The organism is Aeromonas sp. QDB20 (genome assembly GCF_027707805.1).
In the GTDB taxonomy this organism is placed as follows: Bacteria; Pseudomonadota; Gammaproteobacteria; order Enterobacterales; family Aeromonadaceae; genus Aeromonas; species Aeromonas dhakensis.
In genome coordinates this window covers 87,939-103,146 of the sequence record NZ_JAPCJC010000008.1, presented here as the reverse complement: position 1 = coordinate 103,146, position 15,208 = coordinate 87,939, and the positions used below count along the sequence as shown (strand labels likewise).

13 protein-coding genes and 1 pseudogene are annotated in these 15,208 nt (G+C 63.4%); 8 read left to right on the top strand and 6 right to left on the bottom strand.

What is annotated here, in order from left to right; all coding sequences use genetic code 11:
• The first annotated feature begins 7 nt into the window (after nucleotides 1–7).
• The gene (locus PG897_RS12245; protein ID WP_043170692.1) at nucleotides 8–1,243 is read left to right on the top strand and encodes a sensor histidine kinase; all 1,236 of its coding nucleotides are present in this window, start codon (nucleotides 8–10) and stop codon (nucleotides 1,241–1,243) included.
• A gap of 226 nt (nucleotides 1,244–1,469) precedes the next feature.
• Here PG897_RS12245 and rimK read toward each other — a convergent pair whose 3' ends face one another.
• On the bottom strand, nucleotides 1,470–2,366 hold the full coding sequence (gene rimK / locus PG897_RS12240; RefSeq protein ID WP_005308166.1) for a 30S ribosomal protein S6--L-glutamate ligase: 897 nt from the start codon (nucleotides 2,364–2,366) through the stop codon (nucleotides 1,470–1,472).
• A 225-nt stretch (nucleotides 2,367–2,591) separates the two neighbouring features.
• The gene (metH, locus tag PG897_RS12235; RefSeq protein WP_201882097.1) at nucleotides 2,592–6,275 is read right to left on the bottom strand and encodes a methionine synthase; all 3,684 of its coding nucleotides are present in this window, start codon (nucleotides 6,273–6,275) and stop codon (nucleotides 2,592–2,594) included.
• Nucleotides 6,276–6,478: 203 nt separating this feature from the next.
• Here metH and PG897_RS12230 point away from each other — a divergent pair, with 203 nt between their 5' ends.
• On the top strand, nucleotides 6,479–7,756 hold the full coding sequence (locus PG897_RS12230) for a cation:proton antiporter (protein ID WP_005308162.1): 1,278 nt from the start codon (nucleotides 6,479–6,481) through the stop codon (nucleotides 7,754–7,756).
• A gap of 471 nt (nucleotides 7,757–8,227) precedes the next feature.
• Nucleotides 8,228–8,404, top strand: a complete 177-nt coding sequence (locus PG897_RS12225; protein WP_005308161.1) for a hypothetical protein — start codon at nucleotides 8,228–8,230, stop codon at nucleotides 8,402–8,404.
• Nucleotides 8,405–8,514: 110 nt separating this feature from the next.
• Here PG897_RS12225 and PG897_RS12220 read toward each other — a convergent pair whose 3' ends face one another.
• Entirely contained in the window at nucleotides 8,515–9,036 is a 522-nt protein-coding gene (locus PG897_RS12220) for a GNAT family N-acetyltransferase (protein ID WP_043170677.1), read from the bottom strand.
• Between the two features lie 117 nt (nucleotides 9,037–9,153).
• Nucleotides 9,154–9,975: an HDOD domain-containing protein gene (locus PG897_RS12215; protein WP_043170676.1), complete on the bottom strand. Its 822-nt coding sequence runs from the start codon at nucleotides 9,973–9,975 to the stop codon at nucleotides 9,154–9,156.
• A gap of 173 nt (nucleotides 9,976–10,148) precedes the next feature.
• On the opposite strand from PG897_RS12215, the gene PG897_RS12210 reads away from it, so the two are divergent.
• Nucleotides 10,149–10,412, top strand: a complete 264-nt coding sequence (locus tag PG897_RS12210) for a hypothetical protein (RefSeq protein ID WP_005308154.1) — start codon at nucleotides 10,149–10,151, stop codon at nucleotides 10,410–10,412.
• A gap of 107 nt (nucleotides 10,413–10,519) precedes the next feature.
• Nucleotides 10,520–11,397, top strand: a pseudogene (gene ypfJ, locus PG897_RS12200) (KPN_02809 family neutral zinc metallopeptidase).
• A gap of 63 nt (nucleotides 11,398–11,460) precedes the next feature.
• Here ypfJ and aphA read toward each other — a convergent pair.
• Nucleotides 11,461–12,171 (bottom strand): acid phosphatase AphA, encoded by a 711-nt coding sequence (aphA, locus tag PG897_RS12195; protein WP_043170675.1) that lies wholly within the window; start codon nucleotides 12,169–12,171, stop codon nucleotides 11,461–11,463.
• A 215-nt stretch (nucleotides 12,172–12,386) separates the two neighbouring features.
• On the opposite strand from aphA, the gene PG897_RS12190 reads away from it, so the two are divergent.
• Nucleotides 12,387–12,806: a nuclear transport factor 2 family protein gene (locus PG897_RS12190; RefSeq protein ID WP_201885228.1), complete on the top strand. Its 420-nt coding sequence runs from the start codon at nucleotides 12,387–12,389 to the stop codon at nucleotides 12,804–12,806.
• Here the strand turns inward: PG897_RS12190 and PG897_RS12185 are convergent.
• Nucleotides 12,772–13,464, bottom strand: a complete 693-nt coding sequence (locus PG897_RS12185) for a helix-turn-helix domain-containing protein (RefSeq protein ID WP_080760882.1) — start codon at nucleotides 13,462–13,464, stop codon at nucleotides 12,772–12,774. The two genes, PG897_RS12190 and PG897_RS12185, sit on opposite strands and share 35 nt — an antisense overlap.
• Before the next feature lie 139 nt (nucleotides 13,465–13,603).
• Here PG897_RS12185 and PG897_RS12180 point away from each other — a divergent pair, with 139 nt between their 5' ends.
• Together PG897_RS12180 and PG897_RS12175 are read left to right on the top strand one after the other, a co-directional pair.
• Nucleotides 13,604–14,824: a PAS domain-containing protein gene (locus PG897_RS12180; RefSeq protein WP_010635353.1), complete on the top strand. Its 1,221-nt coding sequence runs from the start codon at nucleotides 13,604–13,606 to the stop codon at nucleotides 14,822–14,824.
• Between the two features lie 11 nt (nucleotides 14,825–14,835).
• Nucleotides 14,836–15,207 carry an anti-anti-sigma regulatory factor gene (locus PG897_RS12175; RefSeq protein ID WP_043170672.1) on the top strand — a complete coding sequence of 124 codons (372 nt, stop codon included), beginning with the start codon at nucleotides 14,836–14,838 and terminating at the stop codon, nucleotides 15,205–15,207.
• Nucleotide 15,208: the final 1 nt, after the last annotated feature.

Genomic DNA, 15,208 nt, shown 5'->3' with positions numbered 1-15,208 from the left:
GGCCGTTATGAGCCTGCCCAGCCTGCGCCGTCGCCTGATCCTCACCCTGAGCGGTGCCGGCCTGCTGCTGCTGATCATCATCAGCCTGCTGATGGTGGTGGCGGAGGACAAGATGGAGGAACTCAGCCTGCGTCACTGGCTGGAGGCGGAGGTGACCCGCTACAGCGACGACTGGTTGCGGCTCGGCATGGCGGCCCCCGCCCCCAGCCCGCGCCAGTTCTCCAGCTACTGGACCGAGGCCGGCCGCCTGCCGATCTGGCTCAAGCCCTACCGAAGCCCGGGCTTCTACGAACACGTGCTGGGGGACGAGGACAAGCACTTCCTGGTGCGGCCCCATCCGTCCGGTAAGGGGCTGCTCTATCTGGTGTTCAACGACGACGCCGACGACTACCTGGATCCCTACGAGGATCAGCTGCACCTGGCCACCCGGCTGATCGGGCTGACCCTGCTGCTCGGCTGCATCGGCTTCGGCATCTGGCTGGTGCGCCACATCACCCGGCCGCTGCAGCGGCTGCAGCAGCGGGTTGCTCACCTCACCCCGGATCAGGCGGACTTCGTACCCGATGCCCCCTGGCAGGAGCTCAGGGACATAGAGCTGGCACTGCTGGCCGGCAAGCAGGAGGTGGCCGCGGTATTTGCCCGCGAGCAGGAGTTCAGCCGCTTCGCCAGTCACGAGCTGCGCACCCCCAACATGGTGATCCAGGGCTCGGCCGCCCTGCTCGGCAAGGTGAGCGATCTGCCCGCCCCCGCCGCCCGCGCCACCACCCGCATTCGCGCCGCCGCCGACGAGATGGCGCTGCTCACCGAGACTTTTCTGCTGCTGGGCCGCAAGGAAGAGGTGGAACGCCCGCCCCAGCAGGTGGCACCGCTCATTCGCCGGGAGCTGGCCCGCCTCGCCCCGCTGCTGCAGCGGGAGGAGCTGGATATCCGGTTGCAGCTGGACGATGAGAGCGAGGCGCTGGCCCCCCTCTCCCTGCTCGCCATTGCGCTCGGCAACCTGCTGAAGAATGCCCTCAGCTACGCCGATGGCCATATCGACATCGAGCTGGCCGGCCCCCTGCTCACCATCAGCAACCCCACCGCCGCCGCGCCGGATCAGATCCTCGGCTACGGCTGCGGCCTCACCATCATCCAGCGCATCTGCGAGAAGCTGGGCTGGCAGATAGAGACCCGGCTGGAAGAGGGCATCTTCAGCGCCCGATTGGCGATGATCACCAACGACCCCGCGCAAGGTAAGGCATAGCGCTCCTCATCCCCAGCCCTTCTCCCCGTCTATTCAAAATGGTGGGAGAAGGGAGGCTCCCCCTGGCAAGCCATCGCAGCTCGCGGTGACAACCACACAGCGACGATGACCCAGCACCACCGAACTGTTCCCTCTCCCTTAGGATGAGGGTGCTGTGGCACCCGCCAGATAACAACAGGGCGCCCGAAGGCGCCCTGTTTGCAATGCGTTGGCGGCAGGCTTGGCGTCACTCCGCCGGCTTGTGCTTGCGACTCGCCTTGAGCTCGAGAAACTCGATGATCTTGCCGGCCACGTCCTTGCCGGAGGCAGCCTCCACCCCTTGCAGGCCGGGGGAGGAATTGACCTCCAGCACCAGCGGGCCGCGGGCACTGCGCAGGATATCCACCCCGGCCACGTCCAGCCCCATGATCTTGGCGGCCTGCACCGCGGTGGCCCGCTCTTCCGGGCTTATCTTGATCGCCTCGGCGGTGCCGCCCCGATGCAGGTTGGAGCGAAACTCCCCCGGCTGGGCCTGGCGACGCATGGCCGCCACCACCTTGCCGTTGACCACCAGACAGCGGATGTCGGCGCCGTTGGCCTCGCGGATGTACTCCTGCACCAGGATGTTGTTGTTGGTCTGGATGAAGGCCTCGATCACGCTCTCGGCGGCCTTCTGGGTTTCGCACAACACCACGCCGATCCCCTGGGTTCCCTCCAGCAGCTTCACCACCAGGGGCGCACCGCCCACCATGGTGATGAGGTCGGGCACGTCGTGGGTGCTGTGGGCATAGCCGGTCACCGGCAGGCCGATGCCGTGGCGGGAGAGCAGTTGCATGGCCCGCAGCTTGTCGCGGGAGCGGGAGATGGCCACCGAGCTGTTGAGCGCCATGGTGTTCATCATCTCGAACTGGCGCAGCACGGCGGTGCCGTAGAAGGTGATGCTGGCCCCGATGCGCGGGATCACCGCATCATAGCTCTCCAGCTCCCGTCCTTCGTAATGGATGGAGGGGTTGTGGGAGGCGATGTTCATGTAACAGCGCAGGGTGTCGAGCACCTCGACCTGATGACCGCGCGCCTGCGCCACCTCGACCAGACGGCGGGTGGAGTAGTTTTTCGGCTCACGGGATAAAATGGCGATCTTCATGACAATTCCGCTAGGAGGCAGTGCCTGGGCAGGATGGGGCGGGAGAGTATAAAGTGCCACAGCGCCAAGACAACGCCAATTGTTTCTCCTGACAACAAGACAAACCACACAGAAACGTGCGCTGCCATCCCGCTGTCACCCGCTTGTCAAACGGCGGCACCAGACTGGTCTGTCTCCCGTGTCTGGATGCCACCCCCTTCAGCGAGGATCAATCGGGCCGACGCCTCAGTGCAGGTTCGGCCCCAACCAGCGTTCGGCCTCTGCCAGGGTCATGCCCTTGCGCACGGCGTAGTCCTCCACCTGATCCCGCTGGATCTGGGCCACCGCGAAGTACTTGCTGTCGGGGTGGGAGAAGTACCAGCCGGACACCGCCGCCCCCGGCCACATGGCGTAGGACTCGGTGAGCTGCATGCCGATGGCCTGCTCCACGTCCAGCAGCTCCCAGATGCTCCCCTTCTCGGTGTGCTCCGGGCAGGCGGGGTAGCCGGGTGCCGGGCGTATGCCGCGATAGTTCTCGCGGATCAGCTCCTCGTTGCTGAGCGCCTCGTCCGGGGCATAGCCCCAGTGCACTTTGCGCACCTGCTCGTGCAGGTATTCGGCAAACGCCTCTGCCAGACGATCGCACACCGCCTGAATGAGGATGGCGTTGTAGTCGTCGTGATCCGCCTTGTAGGCCTTGGCGATGGCCTCCTCGCCGATGCCGCCGGTCACCGCGAAGGCGCCGATCCAGTCGGGCTTGCCGCTCTCCTTCGGCGCCACATAGTCCGCCAGACAGTAGTTGGGGAAACCCTGCTTCTCGCTCTGCTGGCGCAGGTGGTGCAGCACTTTTTTCACTTCAGTGCGCGACTCGTCGGTGTAGACCTCGATGCTGTCCCCCACGGCGTTGGCGGGGAACAAGCCTATGATGCCAGCGCAGCGCACGCTCTGATCTTTCTCCAACTGATCCAGCATGGCGTTGGCGTCGGCAAAGAGGCGCGTCGCCTCCTCCCCCACCACTTCATCTTCCAGGATGCGGGGGAACTTGCCCGCCAGCTCCCAGCTGAGGAAGAACGGCGTCCAGTCGATGTAGGGGCGCAGCACGGAGATGGGTACGTTCTCGAACTTCTGCACGCCGGGCTCCCGGGGCTTTGGTGGCTGATAGCCCACCCAGTCCAGCTGATGACGGTTGGCACGGGCCTCCGCCAGCGTGATGGGGCGCGAGCGCGGCTGCTTGCGGGCATGCTGCTCGCGGGCAATCTCGTACTCCTTGTCGATGCGGGCGACAAACGCCTCCTTGAGATCCGGGCTGAGCAGGCTCTGGGCCACCCCCACGGCGCGGGAGGCGTTGGAGACATAAACCACGGGCTCGGAGTAGTTCTGCTCTATCTTCACCGCGGTGTGGGCCTTGGAGGTGGTGGCGCCGCCGATGAGCAGCGGCAGCTTGAAGCCCTGGCGCTCCATCTCTTTGGCCACGTGCACCATCTCGTCCAGCGACGGGGTGATGAGGCCCGACAGGCCTATAATGTCAGCCCCCACCTCCCGCGCCGTCTTGAGGATGGTCTCGCAAGGCACCATGACCCCGAGATCGATGATCTCGAAGTTGTTGCACTGCAGCACCACGCCGACGATGTTCTTGCCGATGTCGTGTACGTCCCCCTTCACGGTGGCGAGCACGATCTTGCCGTTGCTGGAGCCGCCGGACTTCTCCGCCTCGATATAGGGCTGCAGGTAGGCCACCGCCCGCTTCATGACCCGGGCCGACTTCACCACCTGGGGCAGGAACATCTTGCCGGCGCCGAACAGATCGCCCACCACGTTCATGCCGTCCATCAGCGGCCCCTCGATGACGTGCAGCGGCCGCTCGGCCTGGGCGCGCGCCTCTTCGGTGTCCTCCTCGATGAAGTCGGTGATGCCCTTGACCAGGGCGTGTTCCAGCCGCTTGCCCACCGGCCAGCTGCGCCACTCCTGCTCCCGCGGATCTTCGGCCTGGGCGCCTGCGCCGCGGTACTTCTCGGCGATGGCCAGCAGCTCCTCGGTGGCGTTGTCATTGAGGTTGAGCACCACCGCCTCGACCTTCCCTTTGAGCTCGGCCGGGATGTCTTCATAGATGGCGAGCTGGCCGGCGTTGACGATCCCCATGTCCATCCCGTTCTTGATGGCGTGGTAGAGGAAGACGGCGTGGATCGCCTCGCGCACCGGCTCGTTGCCCCTAAACGAGAAGGAGACGTTGGAGACACCGCCGGAGATCATGGCGTGGGGCAGGTTATCCTTGATGTCCTTCACCGCGTCGATGAAGTCCACCGCGTAGTTGTTGTGCTCGTCGATGCCGGTCGCCACCGCGAAGATGTTGGGGTCGAAGATGATGTCTTCCGGCGGGAAGCCCACCTGATCCACCAGGATGCGGTAGGCGCGCTGACAGATCTCGAACTTGCGGGCGCGGGTATCGGCCTGCCCCACCTCGTCGAACGCCATGACGATGACGGCGGCGCCGTAGCGGCGCAGCAGTTTCGCCTGCTCGATGAACTTGTCCACTCCCTCCTTCATGGAGATGGAGTTGACCACCGGCTTGCCCTGCACGCACTTGAGACCGGCCTCCAGCACTTCCCACTTGGAGGAGTCGATCATCACCGGCACCCGGGCAATATCCGGCTCGCCGGCGATGAGGTTCAGGAAGCGCACCATGGCCGCCTCGGCGTCCAGCATCCCCTCGTCCATGTTGATGTCGATGATCTGGGCACCGTTCTCCACCTGCTGCTTGGCGACGTCCAGCGCCTCGTCGTAGAGACCCTCTTTGATGAGCCGCTTGAACTTGGCCGAGCCGGTGACGTTGGTGCGCTCCCCCACGTTCACGAACATGGATTCAGGAGTGATGATGAGGGGCTCCAGGCCCGACAGACGGCAGGCCACCGGCAGATCCGGCAGGGCGCGAGGCTTGATGCCCGCCACCGCGTCCGCCATGGCGCGGACATGGGCTGGGGTGGTGCCGCAGCAGCCGCCCACCAGGTTGAGAAAGCCGCTTTGGGCCCACTCGCGGATATGCTCCGCCATCTCGGCAGCATCGAGGTCGTACTCGCCAAACGCATTGGGCAACCCGGCGTTGGGGTGGGCACTCACGAAGGTTTCGCTGATGCGGGAGAGCTCCTCCACATACTGGCGCAGCTCGTCGGGCCCCAGCGCGCAGTTGAGACCGAAGGAGACGGGTCTGACGTGGCGCAGCGAATGATAGAAGGCTTCGGTGGTCTGGCCGGAGAGGGTACGGCCGGAGGCGTCCGTGATGGTGCCGGAGATCATCACCGGCAAGCTGTAGCCCAACTCCTCGAACACCAGGTCCACCGCGAAGGCGGCCGCTTTGGCGTTGAGGGTATCGAAGATGGTCTCGATCAGGATGATGTCGGCACCGCCCTCAATGAGGGCATGGGTCGATTCGGTGTAGGCGGCCACCAGCTGGTCATAGGTAACGTTGCGCTTGCCGGGGTCGTTCACGTCCGGCGAGATGGAGGCGGTGCGGTTGGTGGGCCCCAGGACGCCTGCCACGAAGCGCGGCTTGTGGGGCTCTTTCGCCGTCCACTCATCCGCCACGGCGCGGGCCAGCCGGGCCGCCTCGCGGTTGATCTCGGCCGAGAGATCTTCCATCTCGTAGTCGGCCATGGCGATGCGGGTGGCGTTGAAGGTGTTGGTCTCGAGGATGTCGGCGCCGGCGGCACAGTACTGATCGTGGATCTCGCGAATGACAGAGGGGCGACTCAGCACCAGCAGATCGTTGTTGCCCTTGATGTCGGTATGCCAGTCGGCAAACCGCTCCCCCCGGTAGTCCGCCTCACCGAGCTTGTAGCCCTGGATCATGGTGCCCATGGCCCCGTCGATGATCAGGATCCGCTCCTTGAGGCAGGCTTCCAGCTTGTTTGTCACATCCGACTTTTTGTTCGACACCGCTCGTTCCTCTTACATCCATGCAACTGCGTAAACAGCATCCTAACAGCAAACAAATCAAATGGAAATCTAGCCGTCTATCTGTCTATATCGGCGCTCTATATACTCACAAATGGGTAATGAGTAACATGTGACCCAAGAGTACCCTATGCCCGTCCTCAATAGGGATACGTGCTTGCTGTTTACTAAAGAGAAAAATAACTATGAGCGTCTACTACACACTCTGCTTCCTGGCAGCGTTGGCGATCTTTATCGCCTTTGCCAATCAGTATGTTGTGAAGATCCAGACCACCATCGCCATCACTGCGGGCTCCATGCTGATCTCCGCGCTGATGGTGCTGTTCGGTAAGCTGGGCTGGTTCAATCTGGAACCCCTGGCCGTCAAGACCATGGAGAGCATCGACTTCCAGAATTTCCTGCTGAAGGGGATCCTGGGCTTCCTGCTGTTCGCCGGTGGTCTCGGGATCAACCTGAAAGCCCTGCGCAGCCAGAAGTGGGAAATCACCATTCTGGCCATATTGGCGACCCTGCTCTCCACCTTCCTCATCGGCTATGGCTTCTGGTTCATCGCCAAGCTGCTGGGTTGGGACGTGCCGCTGGTCTACTGCATGTTGTTCGGTGCCCTGATCTCCCCCACCGACCCCATCGCCGTGCTGGCCATCGTCAAGAAGATGAAGGCACCACCCCAGATCGCCATCCAGATCGAGGGGGAGTCGCTGTTCAACGACGGTGTTGGCCTCGTCATCTTCGCCACCGTGTTTGCCGTGGCGTTTGGCGGCGTCGAGCCCACCTTCGGCAGCGTTGCCGGCCTGTTCCTGCATGAGGCCCTCGGCGGCATCCTGTTCGGTGCCGTGCTGGGTCTCATCGCTCACGTGATGATCAGCGCCACCGATGACGGCTCGCTGGAGCTGCTGCTGACCCTCTGCATCCCGACCGCCGGTTTCGCCTTCGCGAACATGATCGGCGTCTCCGGCGCCTTGGCCATGGTGGTGACCGGCATCATGATCGGCAACTGGACCCGTCACAGCGGCTTCTCCGAACAGAGCAGCCATCACCTGGATCACTTCTGGGAGTTGATGGACCAGTTCCTCAACGCCCTGCTGTTCCTGCTGATCGGTCTGGCGCTGGTGCTGCTGGATCTGGCCTGGCAAGACTGGATCCTGCTGGTCATCGCGGTGCCGCTCTGCCTCGCCGCACGCTTCATCAGCGTGTCGCTGCCCTATGTGGCCTTCCGCAAGTTCCGCAGCTACAACAAGTTCTCGGTGCGGATCCTCACCTGGGGCGGTCTGCGCGGCGGTCTGGCCATGGCGATGGCGCTGGCACTGCCGTCCGGCGTCATGATGCTGCCGGAGCACGGCGTCGACCTGCGCCAGGTCATCCTGGTGATGACCTACTCGGTGGTGATGTTCTCCATCGTGGTACAGGGCATGACCATCACCCCCATGATCACCGCAGCCAAGAAGGCCTGCGGCGACTACTGAGCCATCGGCTGAGGTCACCTGATGATGAAAAAAGGGCTCCTTAGGGAGCCCTTTTTGTGGCCGACAGACGGCCGTGAAAGAAAAACTGCAAATAACTGTTTGCTTTTTACCCATATCGAGGAGAGAATGCGCGCCGGCTAGTTAATCAGCCCTGTTTATGTTTGCCCTGCAATGCTTCACCTCACGATGAATCCTGTCAGTACCCGCATAACCTTCTTCTGATTTACTCGCCCTGAGAACCGTTCAGGCTGTCCGCCTGCGTTGCCCGGCTCTCACGGTGCAGACCCGATCTGCCCACTCCCAAGTAGCATCATGCATCCGCGTGGTCCTTGGCGCATTCCTTGAAAGTGCAGACGCCCCTGAACCGGGCTGGGTATTCCTGCGCGCTCGTCAGCTTACAGCTGGCCGCGCCCATCGACCTGACATTTGCCAATACAAGGAGCAAAAACTTAATTTATATAGAGAAATACCATGATGAAAAGCGTACAAACTCGCAAACCCCTGCGTCGCAGCAAGCCCATCAACCTGCCCGTGCAAGAGCACGACTATGATGCGTTTCTGATCCAGTTCAGCACCCGTTTCAGCGGCGGCTTCGCCGTCTCCTGTGACGGCATTGCCGGCGAGTTCTCCATCGAAGAGCTCAACTGATCCTGCCTGCCCACCGGCAGCGCCCGATGCAGACAGGCCGCAACTCACGGCGGCCTCTTTGCCTCATTCCCCCGGCCCTGCTGATATCCTGCCAGCCATGCCGCAGCCCCTCAGATCGGGCAAGCCTCTACCCCTTCAGCCTCCAGCAACAGACACTCCTCCGTATCCTCGGCCAGTTTGACCAACCGGCTCTGCACCAGCCCCAGCTTGGCCAGCAGCGCCACCGAACGCGCGTTGCCCGGGGTGACGATGGCAACCACTCGCTCGATGCCGAGCCGCTCCCGACCATCCTGCAGCGCCGCCTGCGCCGCTTCGATGCCATAACCCTGACCGCGCCAGGCGGGCAGGAAGGCGTAGCCGATGTCTTCACAAGGCAGGGTATCGCGCTTGATCAGGCCGCAGATGCCGAGCTTGGCTCCGTCGCTGCGCCTTGCCACCAGATAGAGACCGTGACCATGACGGGCATAGCTGACCGCCGGCCCTTGCTGGATGTAGTTTTCGGCATCCTGCAGGGTGCGGATGCCCCGATCGCCGATGTAGCGGTGAAAGTCGGGATCGTTGAGCAGTTCGAGAATGAAGGGGGCATCGGCAACCGCCAGTTCGCGCAGTTCCAGGCGCTCGGAGAGGATCATGGCAAGGGCTCGCTTAGAAGAGACAGGCCCCAAGACTGCCCCCGCAACCGCTCATTGGCAAGGCCGTCACCATGAAAAAGGGCCGCGGTGCGGCCCTGGTCGATGAGATGGGTGGCGTCAGGCCGCCAGCAAGCCGGCATAACCGTTGCCCTGCTCGCGCAGCGCCACGAACACGGCGGCGCAATCGGGCCAGGCGAGGCCGAGTCGCTCGGCCACCTGGGTTGGCCACTCGGGCGGCGGCGCTTCCCCCACATCCGACTGCGCCGCCAGTGCTATGGCCAGATGAATGAGCGCAGCCTCGGCAGAGAACTCCTTGGCCAGCAAGGGGTTGTAGTGGAACTCCACCGCATGGCAGATGCTCAGGGGGAATTGCCAGCGCCTGGCCATCTCGGCCCCGGTCTGGGCATAGTTGAAGCCGACCACCAGCTCCTCGGCCTTGGCGCGCCCCTTGCTGGGCTCCAGATCCTTGATGTGGTTCACCATGTTCTCCGGCAGCCCCACGTGCATGATGAGCCGCCCCATGTCGTAGAGCAGGGCGCAGGTGAACACCTCCTCCCCCTTCATGCCCTTGAGCTTGGCCAGCCGCCTGGCCAGTTCGGCCACGTCGAACACCTTGCCCCAGAAATGCTTGAGCTCGATGCCGGGCACGGCACCGATGGAGCCGGTCAGGCCGCAGGCGAACACCATGTTGCGCACCACGTCGACCCCGAGCCGCACCACGGCCTCGTTGACGGTGGCGACCTGGCGACTGCCACCAAACTTGGCGGAGTTGGCCAGCCGCAGCAGCTTGGCGGAGATCACCGGATCCTTGTTGATCTTCTTGGCAATCAACAGGATATCCGGCTCTTTCTCATTGAAGGTCTGCACCAGTTCGCGCATGACTTCGGGCACGTTGGGCAGGTTCTGGGGCTTGGATAACAGCGAGTCTATGGTGGGCATATTGGTATCCGTCCATGCGATTTCATGATGGTTGTCGTTTGCAGACCGCAAACCCACATTAATTATGAGTAACAAAAACAGCCCATATCGAAATGTTTTTATCGAAATATTTCAATGTGTTAATAGCTATATCGCTATACTGGCATCCCTTATGACATGACGAGGCACAGCACATGAGCGAACCCACCGAGTTCTTCGACGAGCAAACCCTGCTGGAGATGGTCGACAACCAGCTCAGCGACGGCCACCCGCTGCAGGTCAAGGCTACCCTGATGCGGCTGGTGATGAAGGGCACCCCGCGCGAGGAGGCGCTGCAGTATATCGCCTGCGCCCTGGGGGCCGAGCTGATGGCGATGGAAGCGGATCAGGGCCCCTTCAACCTCGAGCGCTACGGCCAGTTTCTGGACTCCCTGCCCGAGATGCCCTGGGCCGAATAAACCTTCTTGCCCGCCGGCGGCAACCCGACCGCCGGCCTGCTCCCGTTAGGCAAGCCGTCCCGCCAGCCATTATCATTACTGCCACCGGACAGCAGGGGAGCAAGCATATGCGCTGGCAAGATCGCCGCGAGAGCAACAATGTGGAAGACAGGCGCCAGCAGGGGGGCGGTGGCGGCATCCCCATCGGCGGCAAGGGGGCGGTGGCGGCATCCCCATCGGCGGCAAGGGGCGTCTGATCCTGCTGGTGGTGGTCATGGTGGCCGGCTATTACGGGGTGGATCTCTCCCCCCTGCTCAACGAGCCGGCATCCCAGACCCCGCCCCAGCGTCAGGAGATGTCTCAGCCGGCCAAGGATCCCCTCGCCAGGTTCACTTCGGTGATGCTCGCCTCCACCGAGGATGCCTGGGGCGAGATCTTCCAGCAGAGCGGCAACCGCTATCAGGCCCCCAAACTGGTGCTCTATCGCGGTGCAACCCGTACCGGCTGCGGCCAGGGTCAGTCGGTGATGGGGCCCTTCTACTGCCCGGCGGATCGCACCGTCTACATCGATCTCTCCTTCTATCAGGAGATGCGCGACAAGCTGGGAGCCGACGGCGACTTCGCCCAGGGCTACGTGGTGGCGCACGAGGTGGGCCACCACGTGCAGAACCTGCTCGGCATCGAGCGCAAGATGCGTGAACAGCAGCAGGGGCTGAGCCGGGCCGAGCAGAACAAGCTGTCGGTCAAACTCGAGTTGCAGGCCGACTGTTTTGCCGGTGTCTGGGGCCACTACATGGAGCGGGAACAGGTGCTGGAAACCGGTGATCTGGAGGAGGCGCTCAACGCCGCCCAGGCCATCGGCGACGATCGTCTGCAGCAGCAGAGCCAGGGCCGGGTGATCCCGGACAGCTTCACCCACGGCAGCTCGGCCCAGCGCTATGCCTGGTTCAAGCGCGGCTTTGACAGCGGCAAGCCCGCCAGCTGCAACACCTTCGCCGCCCGCTAGACGCCCAAAAAAGGGGCCGGATCCTGACAGGATCCGGCCCCTTTTCTCATGCAGGGATGAACATCAGTACTGGGAGTTGACGATCACCTCCTCCCCTAACGCGCCAGCCAGCGGCAGCGGCCGGTAGGTGGAGTTGGCCGCGCGCAGCAGCCGGATGCCGCGAATACCGATCTCCTGCGCGGCCTTGATGTCGCCATCGGCATCGCCGTAGAAGACCTTCATCTGCTTCTCCTTGAGCCACTGCACCTTGGTGTTCTGGCCCGGCTGGTCACCGGCGAAGATCACCGGGTTGAGCTGGTCGGCCGGAATGTTCATGGTCTGCTGCAGGGTCTGGCTGACGGTCTCGGTCTTGGTGGCCGAACGGCCGGTAACGAAATAGATGTGATCGCCGCGCTGGAGGTGCATGGCGATGAGCGCCTTGCCCACCTCTTTCGGCACGCTGAAGGCGTCCCAACCGTTGTTCATCTTCTCCCAGAAGGCGGGGTTCTTCAGGTAGCTCTCGTCGTTGGGGGAGAGCTCCTGCTTGCCGCGATAAAACCCCGGGCTGGAGAAGAGCAGGGTGTCGTCGATGTCAAAACCGACCGCCATCGGCGGCAACCCATCCAGGCTCCTGGCAATCTGCGTCACCGACACCCAGTGAATGGGCGCCTGCTGGGACAGGGTCACCGCAGTGACACCCGCGGCGCTAACCGGGGCTTCGACGGCCACGGCAGGCAGGGTCAGGCTGGCGGCAACCAGGGAGGCAAGCAGGGCAAAACGGGGCAATGCGGACATGATACGACTCGTCACATGAAGGAAACAGGGGGCCGATCCTGCCTCATGCCGCCACAGGAAACCGTGAAACCCGCCACAAAACAGGGCCAGGTGGCACGCATCACTACCGCAAGCCCCCATCTTGGCGCAATCGCCAAACAGGATGGCGTAGACGCCAAGGTCGGAGCAGACCACAGGCCCCATACTGGCCGCTCCCATCCACTCAGGAGCCCATCATGGATTACAAGCAACGGCTGCAAGCCTGCCTCAACCGGGTCATCTGCGACCCCGATTTCGCCCCGGCCGAACTCGATCACTGGTTCTGCCCGGACTATGTCCAGCTGGTGGATGACCAGCGGCTGGATCGCGCCGCCTTCGAGCAACACCTGCTGGTCCTGCGCCAGAGCCTGGCCCGCTGCGAGATCCGTTTTGTCTCGCTGCTGGCAGAGGGAAACCGGGTGCACTCCCTGCATCGAGTGCGGGCCTGGCGTCACGACGGCGCACGGATCGAGTGCAAGGTGAGCGCCCTGTTTACCTTTCAGGGCGAGCGCCTGAGTCACACCGATGAACTGACCTGCCTGCTGGCGGGGGAGCCGGCCGACCGGGATCTCGGCTCCCGCCTCACGGCCCCGTCGGTTCCCGCAAGCAGCGATTGAAGGCGTGAGAAAAGGCGCTGAAATCCCCGTATCCCAGCTCAAGGGCTATCCGCGACAGCGGCTGGCCCTGTTGCTGCAACTGGCGGGCTCGCCCCATCACCACCTGTTGCCGCCATTGTCGAAAGCTGCAGCCCAGTTGCTGACTGAACAGCCGGTTGAGGGTGCGCACCGAGGCCCCTGAACCGGCAGCCAGTTCCGCCAACCCGTATTCGATGGAAGGGCGCCTGCAGACCTGCTCCAGCACCCGCAGCAGCCGCACGTCCAGTGCCGCGCTCAACATGAATCCGGTCGCCGCCGGCGTCTGTCTCAGTTCGGCTGCCAGTACCGTCAGATAGGCATCCCTGAGGCCCGGCTCCGCCATGTCTGCCAGCCGCTCGAACAGGCCGGCCAGCAGCGGGCTCACCTGGCGGGTCGTCAACTCGCCCCCTCCATCCAGGTCATCCAGATAGACCAGACTGAGTTGGGAGTGGCGCAGCACCCTGAACTCATGGGCAAGTCCGGCCGGGATCAGACAGAGCTGACCCGCCACCAGCAGCACGCCTGTCCCCTCACTGCTGATCACGCCGCCGCCCCGATGCAGGTAGCAAAACTGCGGGCCGTCGTGACAGTGAAGGGACGTGAGCGCCCCCTGGGGGTAGTCGCGATACAGGAGGTTCATGATGAAGCCCCCAGGCCCAGGGCCCGCCCGCAGACAGGTTCTTTCGGCACTTCTTGTCCCACGCTCTCGCCCCGGTGGGCTATAACTGCTGTACGCTTTCTAGTGACATTCAAGTCAATTGCGCCTTATTGGAGATGCCATGGACGTGCACACCGCCGTTGCCCACCCGAACACAGCGACTCCCTCTTCACCCCAGGCTAGGCTCGATGCCATCGACCAGCTGATGGCCAGACTCGAACTCTCTCCTGACGGGCAGATCCTGGACGCCAACCCGCGTTTTCTCGCCATCATGGGCTATCAGCTAAGCGAGCTCAAGGGCCAGCATTACGCCATGCTGTTGCCGCACGACGTGCTCGACTCGCCTGCTCATGCCGCCCACTGGGAGGCGTTGAAGGCGGGCCGGGAGCAGGAGGGAGAGTTTCACCGGCTGGATCGGCACGGCCGGGACATCTGGCTGCGGGGCAGTTGCAGCCCTCTGCTGGACGAGCAGGGCGCGCTGAGCCGGATCATCGAATACAGCATGGATCTGACCGAGCAGAAACAGCTCAACGCTAATTTCGAGGGGCAGCTCAACGCCCTGAGCCGGGTCATGGGCAAGGTGGAGTTCTCGCTGGATGGCACCATTCTCGATGCCAACCCGCGCTTTCTCGAGATCGTGGGTTATCAGCTGGATGAGCTGAAAGGCAAACACCACAGACTGCTTGTCGACCCTGATTATGCCCAGTCGGCCGATTATGGCGCCTTCTGGGAGACCCTGCGCCGCGGCGAATACCTGGCGGGAGAGTTCTGCCGGATCGGCAAGCAGGGGCAGGAGGTATGGATCCAGGGATCCTACAACCCGGTGCTGGATCTGACCGGCAAACCCAGCAAGATCGTCAAGTTTGCCACCGACATCACGGCTCAGGTGGAGCAGCATCACCAGCTCAAGCGCGCCATGGAGGAGGCCGAAGAGGCCGCCAGGGTACGCGAGGAGCTGCACAAGTCGCTGCAGGAGATGTCGACCCCGGTGACCCCCATCTGGGACGGGATCCTGCTGTTGCCGCTGGTGGGGATCATCGACTCCATGCGCACCGCCGACGTGATGAACAAGTCGCTGACCAAGATAGCCGAGACCCGGGCCCGGGTCTTCGTGCTGGACATCGCCGGGGTCGCCACCGTGGACACCGGGGTCGCCAATCAGCTGATCAAGATCACCAAGGCCACCCAGTTCATGGGGTGCGAGGCCATCATCTCCGGCGTCTCGCCAGCCATCGCCCGTACCATGGTGGAACTGGGTGTCTCGGTCGGTGACATCCGTACTACTGCGACCCTGCGGGATGCGTTCGAGATAGCCCTCAAGCGGGTCGGATCCACCCTCTAGGAGCGCCGCCCATGTTGCTCAACAACGATCTGGGCATCGCCGACGTGGCTGGTTGCATCGTCGTCAGCATGCGGCCAGACCTCGGTGACGAAGGCATGCAGCAACTGACGCAGGCACTCTCCCTGCGGCTGGTGCAGGGGCGCCAGCACGCGGTGCTGCTCGACTTCTCCGGGGTCATGCTGCTCGATCACCACGAGTTTCGGCAGGTTCGCAAACTGGCCGAGGTGTGCCGCCTGCTGGGAGCCGTCTGCCTGCTGGTGGGGCTGAATGCGGGGATCGCCGCCTTCCTGGCACTGGCCGACGCCAAGCCGGGTCCGCTGCGCTGCTTTCTCGACATGGACGACGCCTTCGCCCATGCCCGTACCCTCAAGGGCGAGGAGTAGG

What these genes read in the sequence shown, in the direction of transcription:
- PG897_RS12215 (WP_043170676.1), bottom strand. Translation starts at nt 9,975, where the DNA reads ATGCCCACCATAGACTCGCTGTTATCCAAGCCCCAGAACCTGCCCAAC.
- PG897_RS12190 (WP_201885228.1), top strand. Translation starts at nt 12,387, where the DNA reads ATGGATTACAAGCAACGGCTGCAAGCCTGCCTCAACCGGGTCATCTGC.
- rimK (WP_005308166.1), bottom strand. Translation starts at nt 2,366, where the DNA reads ATGAAGATCGCCATTTTATCCCGTGAGCCGAAAAACTACTCCACCCGC.
- PG897_RS12220 (WP_043170677.1), bottom strand. Translation starts at nt 9,036, where the DNA reads ATGATCCTCTCCGAGCGCCTGGAACTGCGCGAACTGGCGGTTGCCGAT.
- PG897_RS12230 (WP_005308162.1), top strand. Translation starts at nt 6,479, where the DNA reads ATGAGCGTCTACTACACACTCTGCTTCCTGGCAGCGTTGGCGATCTTT.
- PG897_RS12185 (WP_080760882.1), bottom strand. Translation starts at nt 13,464, where the DNA reads ATGAACCTCCTGTATCGCGACTACCCCCAGGGGGCGCTCACGTCCCTT.
- PG897_RS12225 (WP_005308161.1), top strand. Translation starts at nt 8,228, where the DNA reads ATGATGAAAAGCGTACAAACTCGCAAACCCCTGCGTCGCAGCAAGCCC.
- aphA (WP_043170675.1), bottom strand. Translation starts at nt 12,171, where the DNA reads ATGTCCGCATTGCCCCGTTTTGCCCTGCTTGCCTCCCTGGTTGCCGCC.
- PG897_RS12245 (WP_043170692.1), top strand. Translation starts at nt 8, where the DNA reads ATGAGCCTGCCCAGCCTGCGCCGTCGCCTGATCCTCACCCTGAGCGGT.
- PG897_RS12175 (WP_043170672.1), top strand. Translation starts at nt 14,836, where the DNA reads ATGTTGCTCAACAACGATCTGGGCATCGCCGACGTGGCTGGTTGCATC.
- PG897_RS12180 (WP_010635353.1), top strand. Translation starts at nt 13,604, where the DNA reads ATGGACGTGCACACCGCCGTTGCCCACCCGAACACAGCGACTCCCTCT.
- PG897_RS12210 (WP_005308154.1), top strand. Translation starts at nt 10,149, where the DNA reads ATGAGCGAACCCACCGAGTTCTTCGACGAGCAAACCCTGCTGGAGATG.